Source organism: Rhizobium sp. TRM96647 (genome assembly GCF_025780115.1).
Lineage (GTDB): Bacteria > Pseudomonadota > Alphaproteobacteria > Rhizobiales > Rhizobiaceae > Mycoplana.
Window position 1 is genome coordinate 378,228 of the sequence record NZ_JAOXHF010000005.1, and the last position, 18,479, is coordinate 396,706.

An 18,479-nucleotide genomic window follows, 5' to 3' on the forward strand; every position below is an offset into this window, starting at 1 on the left:
TGCCCCGCCGTCCCGGCTCGCCCCGCCGCCAGCCGGCGGGCCCTTGCCGGGCGGACCTTAGCGTCAGGACCTTTTGAATTCGTGCACGCCGTGCGCACGGATTTCACCTTTCACAAGCTGTGAAGGCGGTCGTCAGGTGTCGGTGGAGGAATTCCCGAGCCCGGTCAGGGCCGGAGAGAGGTCGCCGTAGCCGGTGAAGCGGTACTCGTATGCGAGGCCGAGATAGTCGGCCGCCTGCCGTGCTTTCTCCTGCAGGGCCTCGTCCTCGACCTGCGAGAGATAGACGAGCTTGCGGTAGTTGCCGAAGTACATCGGCAACAGTTGCGGATGGCGGTCGAGGCCGAGCGGCTCGACGACGAAGGCCTCGAACTGGCGGGCGAGGAAATCGGTGAGGAAGAAGGAGGTGACGTCGTCGTCGTTGCGCGCAAACGCCTCGTTGCCGGCGAAGAAGGAATAACAGTGCGGGCCTTCGATGCGCCGGACGCCTTCCCGCGCGCAGAGCGCATCGAGCAGCCCGCCGGTGCCGCAGTCGGCATAGCCGACGAAGATCCGTTCGATGCCTTCCGCGCGGGCCTCCGCGATCGCCTGCTCGACGCCCGGGGTGATCTTCTCCGGATAGGCGTGCCAGATGGCGGGCAGACATTGCAGGTCGACATGGTCGAGGCGGTTGGCCTTGCAGATGGCGATCACCTCGCGCGCGATGGCGCCGCAGGCGATCACGCGAACTTTTTCGTCGCTCGCGCGTTGAAGCGGGGAATTGTCGTCCCATACTTCATTTGTGTTCGCATCCATCGAGAGGAACTCCGACCATGACCATCAAGACCCTGTCCAAGATCAGCCTCGTACTCGCAGCGCTCGCGTCGCTTTCCGCCTGCGGCAATACCATCCGCGGGATCGGCCAGGACACGGCCAATACCGTCAACGCCACGGAGGCTGCGGGCAGGGATGTCGCCCGGGCAGCCCAGTAACCGTCGGCATATGAGATCGAGGCGGCGCCTGCGCAAGCGGACGCCGCCTTTTCCTGTCCGCGTTCGGCTCAGGCGCCGGCCATCATGTTGTGCTTGCGCTTCATGAAGTCCTTGGCCGTCTCCACGGCCACGGCCGCATCGCGGCAGTAGGCGTCGGCGCCGACGGCCTTGCCGAATTCCTCGTTCAGCGGCGCGCCGCCGACGAGGACGACGTAGTCGTCGCGCAGGCCCTTTTCCTTCAGCGTGTCGATCACGACCTTCATGTAGGGCATGGTCGTCGTCAAAAGCGCCGACATGCCGAGGATGTCCGGCTGCTCGCGCTCGATTGCTTCGAGGTAGTTCTCGACCGGGTTGTTGATGCCGAGGTCGACGACGTCGAAGCCAGCGCCCTCCATCATCATGCCGACGAGGTTCTTGCCGATGTCGTGGATGTCGCCCTTGACGGTTCCGATCACCATCTTGCCGAGCTTCGGCGCGCCGGTCTCGGCGAGCAGCGGGCGGAGGATGAACATGCCGGCCTTCATCGCGTTGGCCGAGAGCAGAACTTCGGGGACGAAGAGGATGCCGTCGCGGAAATCGATACCGACGATGCGCATACCTTCGACGAGGGCCTGGGTGAGAACGTCGTAGGGCGTCCAGCCGCGTTCCAGCAGGATGTTGGTCCCTTCCTCGATCTCTTCCTTCAGGCCGTCGTAGAGATCGTCGTGCATCTGCTGCACGAGCTCTTCGTCGGAGAGGTCGGCGAGAATGATTTCGTCGTCTGCCATGAGTGTCTCCTCGTCTCCAGTGGCACGGCAGGCACGGGCCGGGCAGTCCAGTGTTAGCGATGTTGCCGTTAAAATCCGATTTCGAAAGCGACGTCGCGCAGAGCAAAAAGCGACGGCGCGAACAGGATCATGGTAACGGCTGAAGACCGGCATTGACAGGGCAAATCAAAGGGGCGACTGGATGCCCGGGCGGTGTCTCCCCTGCGCCAGCCGTTGGCGCATTTCGACCCGTCCCGAGTCGATCGCTTGGTAGCATATGAGCATCAGGCGACGGAGCGCCGTTCAAAACTTGAGGAAATACGGACATGAGTTTGACGACAGAGCAGCCGGAAGGTGAAGGTGGCGGTCGCCGCGCACGCGGCGAAGGACGCGGAGCTGCGGCCCGCCGCGCATCGCGCTCCGGCGGTGGCCCAGGCCCGTCCTTGCCCTACATCACCCGCAAGATCCGCGAGTACGAGGTGCTGGACGAGGAAGGCCTGCAACTGATCGAACGCAATGCCGACACGGTGCTGGAAGAGATCGGCATCGAGTTCCGCGACGACGCCGAGGCGCTCGCGCTGTGGAAGGATGCCGGCTGCGAGATCCGGGGCGAGCGGGTGCATTTCCCCAAGGGCCTCTGCCGCGAACTCCTGAAGACGGCTCCGAAGACCTTTACCTGGCACGCCCGCAATCCGGTGCGCAGCGCCGAGATCGGCGGCAAGGCGACCGTCTTCGCCCCGGTCTACGGCCCTCCCTTCGTACGCGACCTCGAGGGTAACCGCCGCTATGCGACGATCGAGGACTTCCGCAACTTCGTGAAGCTCGCCTACATGGCGCCGTCCATGCATTCGTCGGGCGGCACGGTCTGCGAGCCGGTCGACATCCCGGTGAACAAGCGTCACCTCGACATGGTCTACAGCCACATCAAATATTCCGACAAGCCGTTCATGGGCTCGGTGACCGCGCCCGAGCGCGCCGAGGACACGATCGCCATGGCGAAGCTCGTCTTCGGCGAGGACTTCGTCGAGAAGAACACGGTGACGCTGAACCTGATCAACGCCAACTCGCCGATGGTCTTCGACGAGACCATGGTGGGTGCGCTGAAGGTCTATGCGCGCCACAACCAGGCCTCGGTCGTCTCGCCCTTCATCCTGTCGGGCGCGATGAGCCCGGTCACGGTCGCGGGCACGCTGACGCAGATCCTGGCCGAGGTGCTGGCAGGGGCCGCCTTCACGCAGCTGATCCGGGCCGGTTCGCCGGTGCTGTTCGGCACGTTCGCCGCCTCGATCTCGATGCAGTCGGGCGCGCCGACCTTCGGTACGCCGGAGCCGTCGCTGGTCTCCTATGGTGCCGCCCAGCTTGCCCGCCGTCTCGGCCTGCCGTTCCGTACCGGCGGCTCGCTCTGCGGCTCCAAGGTCCCGGATGCGCAGGCGGCGCACGAGAGCGCCAACACGCTGAACATGACGCTGCTCGCCGGCACCAATTTCGTGCTGCATGCGGCCGGCTGGCTGGAGGGCGGGCTCGTGTCGTCCTACGAGAAGTTCATGATCGACCAGGACCAGCTCGGCATGATGCAGAAGATGGCCGAGGGCATCGATCTCTCCGCCGACGCGCAGGCGCTCGACGCGATCCGCGAGGTCGGTCCCGGCAGCCACTATCTCGGCTGCGCGCATACGCAGGCGAACTTCCAGACCGCCTTCTACCGCTCCCCGCTCGCCGACAACAACTCGTTCGAGCAATGGGAGATCGAGGGCAGCAAGCGCATCGAGGAGCGCGCCAACGCGCTCTGCCGCACCTGGCTCGACCAGTACGAGGCGCCCTATCTGGATCCGGCGATCGACGAGGCGCTGCTGGAGTACATGGCCAAGCGCAAGGATTCGATGCCCGACGCCTTCACCTGAAAGGCTCCCGAACGCGCCAGGGAGCAAGGCGGAGCATCGGCGGTGGCGGACATGATCCAGAAGGAGGTCTGGCGACCGCACTACGAACTGCAGGGGCCGAAGCCGAAATGACGGCGGGACGCCCCACCAGCACAACGATCCGTGCGGCCTTCGAGCCGCACGGTCTTTTTTTGCGCGGTGTCGTGAATTTTGCCGAAGGTGATGCGGCGCCGATCCTTTCCGATGGCGGCCGGGCGGCGAGCGTCGCGCTGATCGGCAATGTCGGAAGCTCGATCTGGCCGCATTTCCGCGCCTGGCAGGACGAGGCGCCGGATGGGGGCGGCAGCGATCCGCTCGATGCGTGGTCGAAGGCGGTGATCGGGCCGCTTGCCGCCGGATTGGGGGCGGGCGTCTTCTTTCCCTCCGACCCGCCCTGGCAGCCGTTCCAGCAATGGGCGATGCGGGCAGAGGGCCTGCGGGCCTCGCCGCTCGGCATCCTGATCCATCCGGTCTACGGGCTCTGGCACGGCTATCGCGCCGCGCTCGGCTTTGCCCATGCGCTCCAAGCCGAAGCCGAGGCCGGGCCGGGGCCGCATCCGTGCGATACCTGCCGCGACCGGCCCTGCCTTAGCCCCTGTCCCGCCGGGGCTGCGACGACTGCGGGCTTCGACGTTCCGGCCTGCCGCGGCCATTTGCGGACCGACGCCGGCCGGGACGGCTGCATGACGGCCGGCTGCCTCGCCCGCGCCGCCTGTCCCATAGGCGAGGGGTATCGCTACTGCGACGATCAACTGCGCTTCCACATGGCGGCGCTTGCGCTGTGATTTGCGACAGCGGCGCGAAGATGCGAGGTTGTTGGGCGATCCAGAGACTGTCATCGGGAGAGAGGACATGACGAGCAGCGGACCGGATCCGCGGAAAAAGGCGGGGCGCTGCCGCCGACGTGGCGCATCTGCGTCGCACGATTCCGCAGGTATAGACCCCCGTTCGCCATTGTTCGCGGCGGAGGCGCGGCGGCAATCGGAGGCCGCGCGGGCCAGCAGTAATGCGGACAATGACCAGGCCTTCGTCGATTCGATCTCGGAGTTCGACAGCCCATGAAGCGCCGCCTGTTCGGCCTCGCGCTCGCCGCCTCGTCGCTCGTGGCGGGCCCGGCTTCCGCGGCCTGCGGGGAGGTTCGCCATCTTGCCGACAGCTACATCGTCTGCAGCTTCGATCCGGCGCGTGAGACGATCCGCGTCTATGGGGTGGCAGAGGGAGCGAAGGAGCCGCTGACCTACTGGACGGTGCGCGACATCCTGCGCGAGGACCGGGAGTTTCTCGTCTTCGGGATGAATGGCGGAATGTATCATCCCGGCTATTCGCCGGTCGGGCTGCTCGTCGAATACGGGCGCGAGCGCCATCCGCTGAACCGTGAGGCGGGCGAGGGGAACTTCTTTCTCAAGCCGAACGGGGTGTTCTTCGTCGGCAAGGGTACGGCGGGCGTGATGGAGACGGAGGCCTTTGCGCGGGCACGACCGGAGGTGCAGTTCGCCACGCAGTCGGGACCGATGCTGGTCGAGGGCGGCCGCATCCATCCGCGCTTCCTGCCGGATAGCGACAGCCTCTACGTGCGCAACGGCGTCGGCATCCTGCCGGACGGACGCGTGGCATTTGCGATCTCGCGCTGGGCCGTGCGCTTCCACGACTTCGCCACGCTCTTTCGCGATGCGCTGGGCTGCCGGGACGCCCTCTTTCTCGACGGCAGCATTTCCAGCCTCTATGCGCCCGAGGTCCGGCGCAACGACCGGTTCTCGCGCATGGGCACGGTGATCGCCGTGGCGGGCGGGCTGCCCTATTGAGGCGGATTCCGGGTGCCGGACGCTCAGGCCTTGGGATAGGCCCTTTCGAGGCCGCCCGAGCGGGTCAGGCCGATGCGGAATGCCTGGTGGGCGGCGTGCTGGCTCGAGCGGGCGGCCTCCATCAGCCGCACCTGCAGCCGTGCGGGGGCCCTATTGCCGAGCCATTCACCGAGCCTTTCCAGCTTCAGCGAATTCAGGAACCGCCCCTCTGCCGCCCTGGCGAGATGGAGATCGAGCCCTGCCAGCAGGTTCTCGTCCTGCTGCGGATTTTCCATGAGCAGGCCGAGGAACGACTGGTCGGCCTCACCGAGCGCGGAAATCTTCTCTGCGATCGTATCCCGGTCGGGAAAGGCGGCTGCGTTCATCGGCACGGTCTCCAGCGAATCTCTGTGGGTATCCCGGATAGTGGAGGGCGAGGGGGCGTGCAAGTTGTGCTGTATGGCGGGCGATGCTCGGCCTGGCTTCAACGGCCCCTCATCCGCCTGCCGGCACCTTCTCCCCGTGAACGGGGAGAAGGGCGGGTGCCGCGGCGTTGTTGATCTGCGATACCGAGCAGAATGTGTCCCCTCTCCCGGCTTGCGGGGAGAGGGTCAGGGCGAGGGGCCACTCTTCCATTGAGAGGGAAGTCGCCGGCGGCGTTCAGCCCCTGCCGCGGCGGCCGCGTTCGCGGGCGGGGGCTGCGGTGCTTTCGCTGGCGGTCTTGTTGCGAAGCGGGCCGATGACGTCGACGATCGCTTCCAGCGTCGGGCGCTGGCGCGGTTCGTGGGCGTCGAGCGCCTGGCGCATGGCGGCGAGGTGCTCGCAGGAGGTGCCGCAGCAGCCGCCGATGATGCGGGCGCCGGCGTCGCGGGCGAGCCTTGCATATTCGGCCATCAGCGGCGGCGTGCCGGAATAGTGGATCTCGGCGCCGCGATATTCCGGGATGCCGCAATTGCCCTTGACGACGATGGTCGCGGACGGATCGGCGCCGGTCATGTCGAGCAGCGAGGAGAGGATGTCGGAGGCGCCGACGCCGCAATTGGCGCCGACGGCGAGCGGGCCCGTGCCGATGTCGCCGGCAACGCCGTGGATGTCCTTCGGATGCAGGCCCATCATCGTCTTGCCGGCGGTGTCGAACGAGCCGGTATAGACGAAGGGCAGGCCGACCTTGACGGCGGCCTCGGCGGCAGCGCGGATCTCTTCGGGCGACGACATGGTCTCGATCCAGGCGACGTCGGCGCCGCCGGCCTTCAGGCCCTCGATCTGCTCGGCGAAGGCTGCGACGGCGTCTTCGTAGGTCAGCGCGCCGAGCGGCACCAGCAATTCGCCGGTCGGGCCGACGGAACCGGCGACGATCACCTTGCGCGGTGCCTTCTCGGCGACGGCGAGGGCGATCTCGGCGGCCTTCTTGTTGAGGTCGAAGACGCGGTCCTGCGCATGGTGCAGTTTCAGCCGGTGACGCGTGCCGCCGAAGGTGTTGGTCAGGATGATGTCGGCGCCGGCGTCGACGAAGTCCTGGTGCAGCTTCGTGATGTTGTCGGGCTTCGCCTCGTTCCAGAGTTCCGGGGCCTCGCCGGCCTCCAGGCCCATGGCGAACAGCGAGGTGCCGGTGGCACCGTCGGCGAGCAGAAAGGGCTTTTCGGCGAGCAGCGCTGCGAGCGCGTTGTTTTCGGTCGTCATCGGTTCAACTTTCCCGTCCGTCCCCGGACCGGCGGGCGGTCGAAGGCACATTGTCATGTCGGCGTGAGGCTATGCTTGCATCCAGATATAAAGATTTCTTTATGTCCGCGCAAGCAAGGAAGGCGGCGATGGGGTGCAGCCCGCAGGAAGGACGCCGGGGGCCGCCGGCGGTGTCATCGCATAGGGCGCACGCCCTCCGACCCGACGGCCCTCTTGCCGACAGGCGAGAGACGACCCGCCGCACCCGCCTGGTCCACCGACGCTGACGCGTGATCCGGCGGTCGCCGGAGGCTTGCGGGGCCTTCCAGACCCCGCAAGCCCATGCCCCGAGGCGTCTCTGCGGGTGTTCAGGCCGCCTGCTGCGCCTCGCCGTGGCCGGTCGGCGTCACCATGGCCGCGATGATCGTGTCGAGGGCGAGCGTGCCGGCGGGCCGGCCGGCCTCGTCGACCACGTGGGCGACGGACTGGTCCGCCGTGGTCATCGCGCGGGCCGCGGCTTCCAGCACGGTGCCCATCGCGATCGGCATGCCTTCCGGATTGCCGGAGAGCGGCTTCATGATCGTCTCGACATTGATGACGCGGCCACGATTCACTTCCTTGACGAAGGCAGTGATGTAGTCGTCGGCCGGATTCAGCACGATCTCCTGGCCGGTGCCCTGCTGGACGACGCGGCCGTCGCGCAGGATGGCGATCTTGTCGCCCAGACGCAGCGCCTCGTCGAGGTCGTGGGTGATGAAGACGACGGTCTTCTTCAGTTCCTTCTGCAGGTCGAGCAGGACCGTTTGCATGTCGACGCGGATCAGCGGGTCGAGCGCCGAATAGGCCTCGTCCATCAACAGGATCTCGGCGTCGTTGGTCAGCGCGCGGGCAAGGCCGACGCGCTGCTGCATGCCGCCGGAAAGCTGGTTCGGGTAGTGGTTCTCGAAACCGGAAAGGCCGACGCGGTCGATCCAGTAGCGTGCGCGCTTTTCGCTTTCGGCAGCGGGAATGCCCTGGATCTCCAGCCCGTAGACGGTGTTTTCGACCACCGTGCGGTGCGGCAGGAGCGCGAACTTCTGGAACACCATTGCCGTCTTGTGGCGGCGGAATTCGCGCAGGTCGCGCTCGTTCATGCGACAGACGTCGACCCCGTCGTAGAGCACTTCGCCGGAGGTCGGCTCGATCAGCCGGTTGATGTGGCGGATCAGGGTCGACTTGCCCGAGCCCGACAGGCCCATGACCACCATGACGCCGCCGGCCGGCATGGCGATGTTGATGTCCTGCAGGCCGAGTACGTGGCCATACTCTGCATTCAGGTCGGTCTTCGACAGGCCGGACTTGACCTGGTCGATGTAATCCGCGCCGCGCGGGCCGAAGATCTTGTACAGGTTTCTGACTTCGATGGCGTGACTAGCCATGGATTACCTCCGAATGCTTCTGCAGGCGCTTGCCAAAGGCCTGGCTGGTACGGTCGAAAATGATGGCGATCGCGACGAGTGCGAAGCCGTTGAGGAAGCCGACGGTGAAGAACTGGTTGTTGATGGCGCCGAGGACGTTCTTGCCGAGCCCGCCGACGCCCACCATCGAGGCGACGACGACCATGGCCAGCGACATCATGATCGTCTGGTTGATGCCGGCCATGATGGTCGGCAGTGCGAGCGGGATCTGGACGTTCTTCAGCTTCTGCCAGCCCGAGGAACCGAAGGCGTCGGCCGCTTCCAGCACCTCCTTGTCGACCAGGCGGATGCCGAGATTGGTGAGCCGGATCATCGGCGGGACGGCGTAGATGACGACGGCGATCATGCCCGGCACCTTGCCGATGCCGAAGATCATGACGACGGGGATGAGGTAGACGAAGCTCGGCATCGTCTGCATCACGTCGAGGACGGGATTGACGGTGGCCTGCACCCGGTCGAAGCGTGCCATCAGGATGCCGATCGGGATTCCGAGCAGGACCGCGAAGATCGTGCAGACGGTGGTCATCGCCAGCGTCACCATCGCGTCGTTCCAAAGGCCGAACAGGCCGATGAAGTACATGGCGAGCGCGGTGCCGATCGTGACCTTCACGCTGCGGCTGCCAAGATAGACGATCACCAGCATCACGATCAGGATGATCGGCCAGGGCGAGGTGACGAACAGGCGCTCCAGATAGTTCAGGAACACCTGCAACGGTTGCACGGCGGTGTCGATGATGTCGCTGTAGGAGCGCACGAAGGCCTTGAAGCCGTCGTCGATCGTCTTGCGTCCCGCGCGGATCGTCGAGTCGCTGAGCGCCGGAAACTTGCAAAGCATCGCCGGCAAGTAGTCGCACAGTGCCATATCAATCCCCTTGTTCCGCCGGTTGCGCTTCCCGCCGATCGCACCAGGGCACAACCTTCCTCGGGATTGTTCTTGTGCTTATGCGCACCGGCTTTTCGTTATCCTTGTCTTTTTCACACGAAGCGGCGCATCGGCCTGTGCTGTTTGCGACCTTGCTTTTTCTCCGGTCGCAATTGCGGGCAGCATCCGCGCAGCCGGTCTTCCACCTGCAGCGACGAAAAAGGGCCGCCAGCATTCGCCGTCGGCCCTCCGTCATAGAGCAGGTCAGAGGGACGCCTTGACCTTCTCGGCGACCTCCGGAGAAACCCACTTGGTCCACATCTCGGGGTAGGTCTCCAGGAAATACTTGGCGGCGTCCTCGTTCGTGCCCTGGTTGTCGCCCATCCAGGCGAGAACCTTGCCGACCGTCTGGTTGTCCCACTGGCGCGTCTTCATGTAGTCCATGGTGACGCCGGCCTTGTCGGCGAAGGCCTTGGTCACGACGGTGTAGACGTCGGAGACCGGATAGGCGTTGACCTTGGGGCTCGGGCAGTCGGGGATCGCGGTGCAGGCGTCCCATTCCTTCTTGTCGTGTTCGACGCCGAAGGAGAGCTTGGTCATCTCGTATTTGCCGAGAATGGCCGTGGGCGCCCAGTAGTAGCCGAGCCAGCCGGTCTTCTTCTCGAAGGCGTTGGCGATCGAGCCGTCCAGGCCGGCGGCCGAACCGGTGTCGACGAGGTCGAAGCCGGCATCCTTGGCGTTCAGCGCGTTATAGAGGTTGGCGGTGGACACCTGGCAGTTCCAGCCGGACGGGCAGTTGTGCACCGCGGCCCTGGACGGGTCTTCGGGAGCCGGGAAGAGTTCGGGATGCTTGAGCGCGTCCTGCACCGACTTGATGTCGGGGTGGGCGTCGGCAAGGAACTTCGGGATCCACCAGCCCTCGACGCCGCCTTCCGACAGCAGCGGTGCGGCCTGGATCAGGCGGCCTTCGGCGATTGCCGCGTCGAGCGAGGTGCGGACCGAATTGACCCAGAATTCGGGGGCGACGTCGGGTTCGCCCTTCTCGTTCATGGAGGTGAAGGTGGGCATGGTGTCGCCGGTGACGAGCGTCACCGTGCAGCCGTAGCCGTTTTCGAGGATGATCTTGTCGACATAGGCGGCGACGCCGGCCGAAGCCCAGTTCATCTCGGCGATCGATACGCTGCCGCAATCGGCAGCCTGCGCCGTACCTGCACCGGCATAGAGGCCGGCGGCGAGGACGGTTGAAGCGAGCAGCTTCTTCATGATCTTCTTATCTCCCAGTCTGAAGGCAGCAATTCATCCGGGGCGTGTCAGGGCACTGCAACACCTGGCTGCCCGATCGATTACGTTCGGCAGGCAGGGGCGAAGAACCGCGTCAGGCACGTCGATCCCCTGCGTGCAGCGACACTGGTTCTTGATGGCCGGCGGCGGAACCTGTCGCCGCGAGAGCCCTATTTCGTCGCTGGAGGCAGCGTAAGGATTCCGACAAGGAAATCAACCGCCGAGGCGGGATGGAGGGCCGTTCGTGGCCTGCCGCGGCCCATGCGGATGCCGCAATTGCGGCAGAACTGCGGCCGATGATTGAGCTTTTGCTCACGGCTGGGCATCGTTGATATTCCTGCGGTCGCAAGCGGATATGCCGGTCGCCGGATCGGGGCGAGGGCTGTCCTGAATACGGCGCAGACAGATTTCATAAAAATTTCTTCGCCGGAGCTCCAAAAACGCGCAAATTGCGTCTTGTCAGGCTCACGATAACGATCCGGTAACGATGTCAGGCTATCAATCGGCGTGCGGCAGGCATTGTTCCTGCCGGTCCCCGGGATCAGGTAGTGCGTACCGGGGTCGATCTTCCGCCGGTGCGTTCATCCGGTGTCGTCCGCGTTTCGGACCGGCCGTGGAACGTCCGCTGGGCGATCCGCGGCCTTTTCGCGTTGCTGCTGTCCCGTCTTCGTCCAGGCAAAGAAAAACGCCCCCGCTTGCGCAAAGGGGCGCCGGTCATTTGTTCTGTCAGCAGTCCCGGGGCGACGGCCTCAGCCGACGTTGCGCGTCCGCACGATGCTGAGCGGGCCGAGGGGCGCATCGGCGACGAGGTTGCGCACGCGCGACTGGCGCTCGGGAGCCTTGCCGTTCCAGGCGATCTGAACGAAATTGGGCTTGCTGAAGATGAACAGCATGGTCTTTGTCCTTGGGGTTTCCGGCAGCGGTATTTTCCGCTGCTCCGATAGCTGCGATATAGGCCCTGACGGAAACGGAATCGCGATCGCCGCCGCCATCGAGTGTCGCAAACGGGACATGCATATTAGCACTTTTGTCGCAGGGCGCCGGGCCGCCGCCCGATTGCGTCGGCATCGCGGCGCTTTCAGGGCTTTGCGGTGCTCCGGCGCGATGCTAGGGAAGGGGCATGACGCGAAAAATCATGCTGCAGGGAACCGGCTCCGATGTCGGAAAAACGGTACTGGTCGCAGGGCTCTGCCGGATCGCCTCCAATCGCGGGCTGAGGGTGCGGCCGTTCAAGCCGCAGAACATGTCGAACAACGCGGCCGTTTCCGATGACGGCGGCGAGATCGGGCGGGCGCAGTGGCTGCAGGCGATGGCGGCGCGCACGCCTTCGTCGGTGCACATGAATCCGGTGCTGCTGAAGCCGCAATCCGACACCGGCAGCCAGATCATCGTGCAGGGCCGGGTGTTCGGCCAGGCGAAGGGGCGTGACTACCAGGCGCTCAAGCCACGGTTGATGGACGCGGTGATGGATAGCTTCGAAAGCGTCTGCGCCGGCGCCGATCTCGTCGTGGTCGAGGGGGCCGGTTCGCCGACCGAGATCAACCTGCGCGCCGGCGACATCGCCAACATGGGCTTTGCCACGCGGGCGAACGTTCCGGTCGTGCTCGTCGGCGATATCGACCGCGGCGGGGTGATCGCCTCGCTGGTCGGCACGAAGGCGATCCTGCCGCCGGAAGACCGGGCGATGGTGTCGGGCTACCTGATCAACAAGTTTCGCGGCGACGTCACCCTGTTCGACGACGGGATTGCGGCGATCGGGCAGCATACCGGCTGGCCGTGCCTCGGCGTCGTGCCCTGGCTGAAGCACGCCCGGCAACTGCCGCCGGAAGATTCGGTGGTGCTGGAACGGCTGGCTTCCGGCCGGCCCGGAGCACTGAAAGTGGCGGTGCCGGTGCTGCCGCGCATCGCCAATTTCGACGATCTCGACCCGCTGGCGCAGGAGCCGGACGTCGAGCTCGTCTTCGTCCGCCCCGGCGAGCGGCTGCCGGCCGATGCCGGCCTCGTCATTCTGCCGGGCTCGAAGGCCACCATCGCCGACCTGAAGGATTTCCGCGCGCAGGGGTGGGACCATGATCTCGCCCGGCATCACCGGCGCGGCGGACGCATCATCGGCATCTGCGGCGGCTACCAGATGCTCGGCCGGTCCGTGCGCGATCCGCTCGGCATCGAGGGTGGCGAGCGCGCGGTCGACGGGCTCGGCCTGCTCGACGTCGAGACCGAGATGGCGCCGGAGAAGACGGTGCGCAACAGCCGCGCGCGGTCGCTCAGCTACGACGTGCCGCTGGAAGGCTACGAGATCCATCTCGGCAGGACCACCGGCCCCGACTGCGCTCGTCCACCCATTATGATCGACGGCAGGGCGGACGGGGCGACCTCGGCGGACGGCCGGGTGTTCGGCACATACCTGCACGGCTTCATGGCGAGCGACGCCTTCCGCAGCCGGCTGCTTGCGGAGTTCGGGATCGCCGGCGGCGGCTTCGACTACCGGGGTGCTGTGGACGCGGCACTCGACGGCGTGGCCGTCGAACTCGAAGCCGTGCTGGATCACGCGTGGCTTTCGCGGCTGATGGAAAGTGATCGGACCATCCCGATTAATCGCGGCGGCTGAGACGTTTTCCGGGCGGATGGCGAAGCCGTTTCGTCATCTTCGTCGGTTAAGGTTACCACCAAAGTTGCGCCAGAATCCGATGCAAAGACCTTGAGTGGCATCGCCCTGCCGCTATCTGACGGGGGGATGCCGCATGCGATCGAAAGGGAATGTCGAATGACCAGTGGCCGTTTTGCGAAACTCGGATGGGCGGGGCTGATCGGGCTTGCGATCGCGGGCGGACCGGCCGTGCAGGCGGCCGAGACGAAGCCGGCCGTCAGCGCCAGCAAGCGCTGGGAGACCGAGTTTTCCCTTTGGCAGAAGGTTTCCTCCGGCAGCGATCCGGCAGGCTACGAGGCCTATCTGAAGGACTATCCGAACGGCACCTTCGCCTCGATGGCCCGGCTCCGGCTGGCCGAACTGAACGCCAGGGGCGTTGCCAGCACCGCTGGCGCAGACGACGGCAAGCCGCAGGATTCTGCAGCCACCGACGCCGGCGCCGCCTCGGAGAAGGAAAAGGCGGCGGCCGCCCGCAAGGCCGACGAGGCCGCGCGGCTGAAGGCCGAGCAGGAGGCCAGGATCGCCGCGGAGAAGCAGCGGGCGGAAGAGGAGCGGCTGGCCGCCGAGGCCGAGGCGAAGCGCGTGGCAGAGGCCGAGCGGCAGCGCAAGGAAGAACAGGCGCGCGCGGAGGCCGAGGCGAAGCGGGTTGCCGCGGCGAAGGCCGAAGCGGAACGGCAGCGGGCCGAGGCCGAGCGCAAGCGCGCCGAGGAGGCGGCCGAGGCTGAAAGGCTCAAGGCGGAGCAGCAGGCCAAGGCCGAGCAGGCCCGGCTGAAGGCGGAAGAGGAAGCGAGGGCTGCGGCCGAAGCGAAGGCGCGCGCCGATGCGGCCGCTGCCGCGCAGGCCAGGGCCGAGGCGGAGCAGGTGGCTGCGGAGGCTGAACGCGAGCGCGCAATCGCCGCTGCGGAAGCCGAGAAGGCGAAGGCCGAGGAGGAAGCCCGGGCGACTGCGGAAGCACAGGCCAGGGAAACACAGGCTAGGGAAGCGCAGGCGAGGGCGGATGCCGCCGCCGAGAAAGCCACGGCGGCGACTGAGGCCGAGCGCGCGCGAGCCGAACAGCAGGCGGCCCAGCCGTCCGCCGCGCCGCCGGTCGCCGAGGGCAGCGTTGCCGACGCGCTCGACACCGAGGCGCTGCCGACCGACGGCGAGAATGCGATCGCGAGCCCTGCGGCCGATCCCGACGGCGGCCCGGCAACGGACGGCGCCGCGGATGCGGTCGCAGCCGCACCGGCCGGCGGGGGCATGGATGGGGACGAAGCCGGGGACGGGGAGGCCGAGCGGCTGGCCCGTCGCGAGGACAACAGCTGGAGCCGCGCGGTGCTGAACGGCCGGCCGCAGGCTTTCGAGAACTACCTGCGCGAATTCCCGCAGGGCCGCTTTGCCGATGAGGCGCGCCAGCGCCTTGCCGCGCTGGAAAAGGGCGGCAAGGCCACAGGCGGCGAAGAGCCCGCAGGCGACGTCGCCGCGCGGGAGCCGGCCATCAACGCTCCCGCCGCAACGGCTGCGCCGCTCGGCGCCGGGACGGAGCCGCTCGTTCGCCAGACGCAGCCTGCGCCTTCGCAGCAGCCGAAGGTCTTCCAGACGCCTTCGGACGTGCGCGAGGCCTATCTCGATCCGGCCGCACGTGCCCAGTCGCAGCGCTGGCTGAACGCGCTCGGCTACGGCACCGGCGGGGCGGACGGCGTATACGGTCCGCGCACGCGGGCGGCGATCGCCTCCTGGCAGCGCTCGGCCGGCTATGCCGGCGACGGCTACCTGACGCGCAAGCAGTATCGCGAATTGCGCCAGTCGGCGCGCTTCGCCGAGGCCCGCAGCCGCGAATACGTCGATCGCCAGCGCGCCCGCCGCGACCGCTACTACAATGACGGCTACGGTGTCTACGAAGGCCCGGTCGACGGCTACTACCGCGAAGGTCCGGTCGGCGGCGTCTACGAGGGGCCGGTCGGGGGCGGCTACGGCCCCGGCAGCGACCTGACGATCAGCGGGCCGGGCTACTGAGCGGCCAGCGGAACTGAACGAACAGCCGCCGCGACGACGCATTCGGCGCGGCGGACGCCGTTTCCTGCCAATTGACTTCCGGTGCCTGCAGGCATAATCATCGCCACTATTGGAAGGTGCGTCGGTCCAGTGATGGACGGACGCTTAAATGGGAACGTGACGGGGTGGACCCAATCAGGGCGCTCCAATCACGGCCGACCCCGCGACTGTAGAGTGGCGAGGCCAATCCAGCCGGTTTGATCAACCGGCAAAGCCACTGGGTGGCGGCATGATGAACCGGGGTCTGGACGCCTCTATGTCTACGAATCGTCCGCCTTTCATGTCGCGCATCACCCGGGAAGGCGAGGGTGGGCCGCAGGCGCAATTCGCGCCCGACGCCGCGAGCCAGGAGACCTGCCGGCCAATGAGGGCATCGTGCCCGACCTGGGGATTTTCCCCGTTGCCAGCACGGAGGTTGTCATGGCTGCGTCTAACGTTTCTTCTGTTTCCCTTTCTCTCAACGATCGTCTCTATGCCGGTCTCGTAGCGCTTCTGCTCGGCGGATTCCTGGTGTTCGGCGCAGGCCTCGCCAATTCGTCCGTCCTGCACGACACCGCGCACGACACCCGCCACTCCTATGGCTTTCCCTGCCACTAAGGAGCAGATGTCATGATCGTCAAATATCTCCTGGCCGCCCTGGTGGCCGGGCTGTTCTCCGGCGCCCTGATGACGGTCGCCCAGGAGGCGCGCGTCATTCCGCTGATCCTGCATGCCGAGGAATTCGAGGGCGGCGACGAAGAGCCTGCCGCCCCCGGCGCCGAGGTCCAGCCGGACGCGTCGCACGAGCATTCCGCGCTCGGCATCGGCGCTACGATGTCGGAGGTGGCCGCCTATTTCTCGCCCATCTCGGTGGCCCATGCCCATGAGGGCGAGCACGAGGACGGCGGCATCATGTTCGGCATGAGCCGCTTCTCCGGCACGCTGCTCGCAAACCTCGTCACCGGCGCGGGTTTCGCGCTGCTGCTGGCGGGCGTGAGCCTTGTGACCGGCAATGCGATCACGGTCGCCAACGGGGTGCTGTGGGGCGCTGCCGGCTGGCTTGCCGTGCATCTCCTGCCGGCCATCGGCCTGCCACCGGAGCTTCCGGGCTTCCCGGCCGCCGACCTAAGCGACAGGCAGGTCTGGTGGGTGGCGACAGTCGTGCTTTCGGCCGTGGGGCTCTACCTGCTGATCCTGAAGGATGGGATTGCGGCGAAGGTCGCGGGCATCGTCCTGATCGGGGCCCCGCAGGTCTACGGCGCGCCGCAGCCTGCCGACATCGCCAGCAACGTGCCGGCCGTGCTCGGGGCGGAGTTCGCCGTGGCGGCGCTCGCCACCACGCTGTTCTTCTGGGTCGTGCTCGGGCTTTCGCTCGGCTTCGCCAACGAGAAGATCGGCGTTTCCGAAAAGGTCGCAGCAAAGGCAGCCTGATGAAAACGACATCGCCCGGAGCCGTCCTGGTTCTGGGCGGTGCGCGTTCCGGAAAATCCGCATTCGCCGAGAGGCTGGCCGCCGAGAGCGGCCTGTCCAGGCACTATATCGCCACCGGCCGCGCCTGGGACGAGGAGATGCGCGCGCGCATCGACCAGCACAAGGCCCAACGCGGCAGCCATGGCTGGGTGACGCACGAGGAGCCGCTGGCGCTGCCGGAGCGCATCAAAGACACGGCGCGCGAGGACCGGGTGCTGCTCATCGATTGCCTGACGCTGTGGGTGACGAACCTGATGCTCGAAAAGCACGACATGGCGGCCGCCTTCGACGATCTCGCGGCCTCCATCGTCACCGCACCCGGCCGCCTCGTGTTCGTCTCCAACGAGGTCGGGCTGGGGATCGTTCCGGACAACCAGATGGCGCGCGAATTCCGCGACCACGCCGGCAGGCTGCACCAGCAGGTGGCGCAGCTTGCCTCCGAAGTCTATCTTGTCGCGGCAGGCCTGCCGCTGAAAATGAAGGGTTGAGCCCATGCTCCAGCAAAAGATCCCCGCCACCGTCATCACCGGCTTTCTCGGCGCGGGCAAGACGACGATGATCCGCAACCTGCTGCAGAACGCGAACGGCAAGCGGATCGCGCTGATCATCAACGAATTCGGCGACCTCGGCGTCGACGGCGACGTGCTGAAGGGCTGCGGCGCGGAGGCCTGCAGCGAGGACGACATCATCGAACTCACCAACGGCTGCATCTGCTGCACCGTCGCCGACGATTTCATTCCGACCATGTCGAAGCTTCTGGAGCGCGACAACCGCCCCGATCACATCGTCATCGAGACCTCGGGCCTGGCGCTGCCGCAGCCGCTCGTCGCCGCCTTCAACTGGCCGGAGATCAAGACGCAGGTGACGGTCGACGGCGTCATCACCGTCGTCGACAGCGCCGCGGTCGCCGCCGGCCGTTTCGCCGACGACCACCACCGGGTGGATGCGCTGCGCGTCGAGGACGAGAACCTCGACCACGAGAGCCCGCTGGAGGAACTGTTCGAGGACCAGTTGACGGCGGCGGACCTGATCGTTCTGAACAAGACCGACCTGATCGATGCCGCCGGGTTGAAGACGGTGCGCGACGAGGTGGCCTCCCGAACTGCCCGCAAGCCGGCGATGATCGAGGCGAGGAACGGCGACGTCGCCGCCGCCGTGCTCCTTGGCCTCGGCGTCGGCACCGAGGACGATATCAAGAACCGCAAGTCGCATCATGAGCTGGAGCACGAGAATGGCGAGGAACACGACCACGACGAGTTCGACAGCTTCGTCGTCGAACTCGGCCCGGTCGCCGATCCGGCCGGTTTCGTGGAGCGGCTGAAGGGCGTCATCGCCGAGCATGACGTGCTGCGCGTCAAGGGTTTCGCCGACGTTCCGGGCAAGCCGATGCGGCTTCTGGTCCAGGCTGTCGGCAGCCGGATCGACCAGTATTTCGAGCGCGCCTGGGCGCCCGGCGAGACCCGTGGCACCCGCCTCGTCGTCATCGGTTTGCACGACATGGACGAGCAGGCCGTGCGTACGGCGATCGCTGCAGCCGCGGGCTGAGCCGCCGTGTCTGCTGAACAGGGCTATCGCCGGAACCAGGCTCGGCGACGGGCTGCTCCTTCTTCTCTCCGGCGGAGAGAAGTGCCGAGCGGATGCGAGGCGATGAGGGGGGCTCGGGGTACGCCCTGGCG

General features: G+C 66.6%; 18 protein-coding genes and 1 riboswitch. Of the genes, 10 read left to right on the top strand and 8 right to left on the bottom strand.

The genetic code is table 11. The annotated features are described in order from the left end of the window. Nucleotides 1–132 precede the first annotated feature (132 nt). Nucleotides 133–792: a DUF1638 domain-containing protein gene (locus tag OCK02_RS12330; RefSeq protein ID WP_263813309.1), complete on the bottom strand. Its 660-nt coding sequence runs from the start codon at nucleotides 790–792 to the stop codon at nucleotides 133–135. Between the two features lie 17 nt (nucleotides 793–809). Here OCK02_RS12330 and OCK02_RS12335 point away from each other — a divergent pair, with 17 nt between their 5' ends. Further along, nucleotides 810–968: an entericidin gene (locus OCK02_RS12335; RefSeq protein WP_183798228.1), complete on the top strand. Its 159-nt coding sequence runs from the start codon at nucleotides 810–812 to the stop codon at nucleotides 966–968. 68 nt (nucleotides 969–1,036) lie between these two features. Here the strand turns inward: OCK02_RS12335 and OCK02_RS12340 are convergent, their stop codons facing one another. Further along, complete coding sequence (locus OCK02_RS12340) at nucleotides 1,037–1,735, bottom strand: corrinoid protein (protein ID WP_263813310.1); 699 nt, start codon at nucleotides 1,733–1,735, stop codon at nucleotides 1,037–1,039. Between the two features lie 305 nt (nucleotides 1,736–2,040). Between OCK02_RS12340 and OCK02_RS12345 the strand changes: the two genes are divergently transcribed. The 3 genes from OCK02_RS12345 to OCK02_RS12360 all read left to right on the top strand — a co-directional run bounded on the left by OCK02_RS12345 (nucleotide 2,041) and on the right by OCK02_RS12360 (nucleotide 5,435). Beyond that, a complete protein-coding gene (locus OCK02_RS12345) occupies nucleotides 2,041–3,615 on the top strand; it encodes a trimethylamine methyltransferase family protein (RefSeq protein ID WP_263813311.1) in 1,575 nt (524 codons plus the stop codon). Nucleotides 3,616–3,722: 107 nt separating this feature from the next. Then, entirely contained in the window at nucleotides 3,723–4,418 is a 696-nt protein-coding gene (locus tag OCK02_RS12350) for a ferredoxin (RefSeq protein WP_263813312.1), read from the top strand. 273 nt (nucleotides 4,419–4,691) lie between these two features. Beyond that, nucleotides 4,692–5,435: a phosphodiester glycosidase family protein gene (locus tag OCK02_RS12360; RefSeq protein WP_263813315.1), complete on the top strand. Its 744-nt coding sequence runs from the start codon at nucleotides 4,692–4,694 to the stop codon at nucleotides 5,433–5,435. A 23-nt stretch (nucleotides 5,436–5,458) separates the two neighbouring features. Here the strand turns inward: OCK02_RS12360 and OCK02_RS12365 are convergent, their stop codons facing one another. The 6 genes from OCK02_RS12365 to OCK02_RS12390 form a co-directional block, all read right to left on the bottom strand. After that, nucleotides 5,459–5,800, bottom strand: a complete 342-nt coding sequence (locus OCK02_RS12365; RefSeq protein ID WP_263813316.1) for a hypothetical protein — start codon at nucleotides 5,798–5,800, stop codon at nucleotides 5,459–5,461. Between the two features lie 274 nt (nucleotides 5,801–6,074). Next, nucleotides 6,075–7,094 (bottom strand): betaine--homocysteine S-methyltransferase, encoded by a 1,020-nt coding sequence (bmt, locus tag OCK02_RS12370; RefSeq protein ID WP_263813318.1) that lies wholly within the window; start codon nucleotides 7,092–7,094, stop codon nucleotides 6,075–6,077. 347 nt (nucleotides 7,095–7,441) lie between these two features. Next, nucleotides 7,442–8,491: a quaternary amine ABC transporter ATP-binding protein gene (locus OCK02_RS12375; RefSeq protein ID WP_263813319.1), complete on the bottom strand. Its 1,050-nt coding sequence runs from the start codon at nucleotides 8,489–8,491 to the stop codon at nucleotides 7,442–7,444. Then, on the bottom strand, nucleotides 8,484–9,392 hold the full coding sequence (locus tag OCK02_RS12380; protein WP_263813320.1) for an ABC transporter permease: 909 nt from the start codon (nucleotides 9,390–9,392) through the stop codon (nucleotides 8,484–8,486). Before OCK02_RS12380 ends, OCK02_RS12375 begins: the two co-directional genes overlap by 8 nt. Before the next feature lie 264 nt (nucleotides 9,393–9,656). After that, entirely contained in the window at nucleotides 9,657–10,655 is a 999-nt protein-coding gene (locus OCK02_RS12385) for an ABC transporter substrate-binding protein (protein ID WP_263813321.1), read from the bottom strand. Between the two features lie 767 nt (nucleotides 10,656–11,422). Beyond that, nucleotides 11,423–11,566, bottom strand: coding sequence for a hypothetical protein (locus OCK02_RS12390; RefSeq protein ID WP_230805081.1), 144 nt, complete (start codon nucleotides 11,564–11,566; stop codon nucleotides 11,423–11,425). 227 nt (nucleotides 11,567–11,793) lie between these two features. On the opposite strand from OCK02_RS12390, the gene OCK02_RS12395 reads away from it, so the two are divergent. From OCK02_RS12395 to cobW, 6 genes are all read left to right on the top strand, one after another. Beyond that, nucleotides 11,794–13,281, top strand: a complete 1,488-nt coding sequence (locus OCK02_RS12395; RefSeq protein ID WP_263813322.1) for a cobyric acid synthase — start codon at nucleotides 11,794–11,796, stop codon at nucleotides 13,279–13,281. A 156-nt stretch (nucleotides 13,282–13,437) separates the two neighbouring features. After that, complete coding sequence (locus tag OCK02_RS12400; RefSeq protein ID WP_263813323.1) at nucleotides 13,438–15,315, top strand: peptidoglycan-binding domain-containing protein; 1,878 nt, start codon at nucleotides 13,438–13,440, stop codon at nucleotides 15,313–15,315. 105 nt (nucleotides 15,316–15,420) lie between these two features. Then, nucleotides 15,421–15,731, top strand: a riboswitch (cobalamin riboswitch). A gap of 43 nt (nucleotides 15,732–15,774) precedes the next feature. Next, on the top strand, nucleotides 15,775–15,951 hold the full coding sequence (locus OCK02_RS12405) for a CbtB domain-containing protein (protein WP_230805088.1): 177 nt from the start codon (nucleotides 15,775–15,777) through the stop codon (nucleotides 15,949–15,951). A gap of 12 nt (nucleotides 15,952–15,963) precedes the next feature. Continuing rightward, a complete protein-coding gene (locus tag OCK02_RS12410) occupies nucleotides 15,964–16,764 on the top strand; it encodes a CbtA family protein (protein ID WP_263813324.1) in 801 nt (266 codons plus the stop codon). Then, on the top strand, nucleotides 16,764–17,291 hold the full coding sequence (gene cobU / locus OCK02_RS12415; RefSeq protein ID WP_263813325.1) for a bifunctional adenosylcobinamide kinase/adenosylcobinamide-phosphate guanylyltransferase: 528 nt from the start codon (nucleotides 16,764–16,766) through the stop codon (nucleotides 17,289–17,291). The genes OCK02_RS12410 and cobU overlap by 1 nt, the downstream gene beginning before the upstream one ends. 4 nt (nucleotides 17,292–17,295) lie before the next feature. Then, the gene (gene cobW, locus OCK02_RS12420; RefSeq protein ID WP_263813326.1) at nucleotides 17,296–18,348 is read left to right on the top strand and encodes a cobalamin biosynthesis protein CobW; all 1,053 of its coding nucleotides are present in this window, start codon (nucleotides 17,296–17,298) and stop codon (nucleotides 18,346–18,348) included. Nucleotides 18,349–18,479: the final 131 nt, after the last annotated feature.

What these genes read in the sequence shown, in the direction of transcription:
- cobU (WP_263813325.1), top strand. Translation starts at nt 16,764, where the DNA reads ATGAAAACGACATCGCCCGGAGCCGTCCTGGTTCTGGGCGGTGCGCGT.
- bmt (WP_263813318.1), bottom strand. Translation starts at nt 7,094, where the DNA reads ATGACGACCGAAAACAACGCGCTCGCAGCGCTGCTCGCCGAAAAGCCC.
- OCK02_RS12360 (WP_263813315.1), top strand. Translation starts at nt 4,692, where the DNA reads ATGAAGCGCCGCCTGTTCGGCCTCGCGCTCGCCGCCTCGTCGCTCGTG.
- OCK02_RS12400 (WP_263813323.1), top strand. Translation starts at nt 13,438, where the DNA reads ATGACCAGTGGCCGTTTTGCGAAACTCGGATGGGCGGGGCTGATCGGG.
- OCK02_RS12335 (WP_183798228.1), top strand. Translation starts at nt 810, where the DNA reads ATGACCATCAAGACCCTGTCCAAGATCAGCCTCGTACTCGCAGCGCTC.
- OCK02_RS12345 (WP_263813311.1), top strand. Translation starts at nt 2,041, where the DNA reads ATGAGTTTGACGACAGAGCAGCCGGAAGGTGAAGGTGGCGGTCGCCGC.
- OCK02_RS12365 (WP_263813316.1), bottom strand. Translation starts at nt 5,800, where the DNA reads ATGAACGCAGCCGCCTTTCCCGACCGGGATACGATCGCAGAGAAGATT.
- OCK02_RS12380 (WP_263813320.1), bottom strand. Translation starts at nt 9,392, where the DNA reads ATGGCACTGTGCGACTACTTGCCGGCGATGCTTTGCAAGTTTCCGGCG.
- OCK02_RS12410 (WP_263813324.1), top strand. Translation starts at nt 15,964, where the DNA reads ATGATCGTCAAATATCTCCTGGCCGCCCTGGTGGCCGGGCTGTTCTCC.
- OCK02_RS12405 (WP_230805088.1), top strand. Translation starts at nt 15,775, where the DNA reads ATGGCTGCGTCTAACGTTTCTTCTGTTTCCCTTTCTCTCAACGATCGT.
- OCK02_RS12340 (WP_263813310.1), bottom strand. Translation starts at nt 1,735, where the DNA reads ATGGCAGACGACGAAATCATTCTCGCCGACCTCTCCGACGAAGAGCTC.
- OCK02_RS12350 (WP_263813312.1), top strand. Translation starts at nt 3,723, where the DNA reads ATGACGGCGGGACGCCCCACCAGCACAACGATCCGTGCGGCCTTCGAG.
- OCK02_RS12330 (WP_263813309.1), bottom strand. Translation starts at nt 792, where the DNA reads ATGGATGCGAACACAAATGAAGTATGGGACGACAATTCCCCGCTTCAA.
- OCK02_RS12385 (WP_263813321.1), bottom strand. Translation starts at nt 10,655, where the DNA reads ATGAAGAAGCTGCTCGCTTCAACCGTCCTCGCCGCCGGCCTCTATGCC.
- OCK02_RS12395 (WP_263813322.1), top strand. Translation starts at nt 11,794, where the DNA reads ATGACGCGAAAAATCATGCTGCAGGGAACCGGCTCCGATGTCGGAAAA.
- OCK02_RS12390 (WP_230805081.1), bottom strand. Translation starts at nt 11,566, where the DNA reads ATGCTGTTCATCTTCAGCAAGCCCAATTTCGTTCAGATCGCCTGGAAC.
- cobW (WP_263813326.1), top strand. Translation starts at nt 17,296, where the DNA reads ATGCTCCAGCAAAAGATCCCCGCCACCGTCATCACCGGCTTTCTCGGC.
- OCK02_RS12375 (WP_263813319.1), bottom strand. Translation starts at nt 8,491, where the DNA reads ATGGCTAGTCACGCCATCGAAGTCAGAAACCTGTACAAGATCTTCGGC.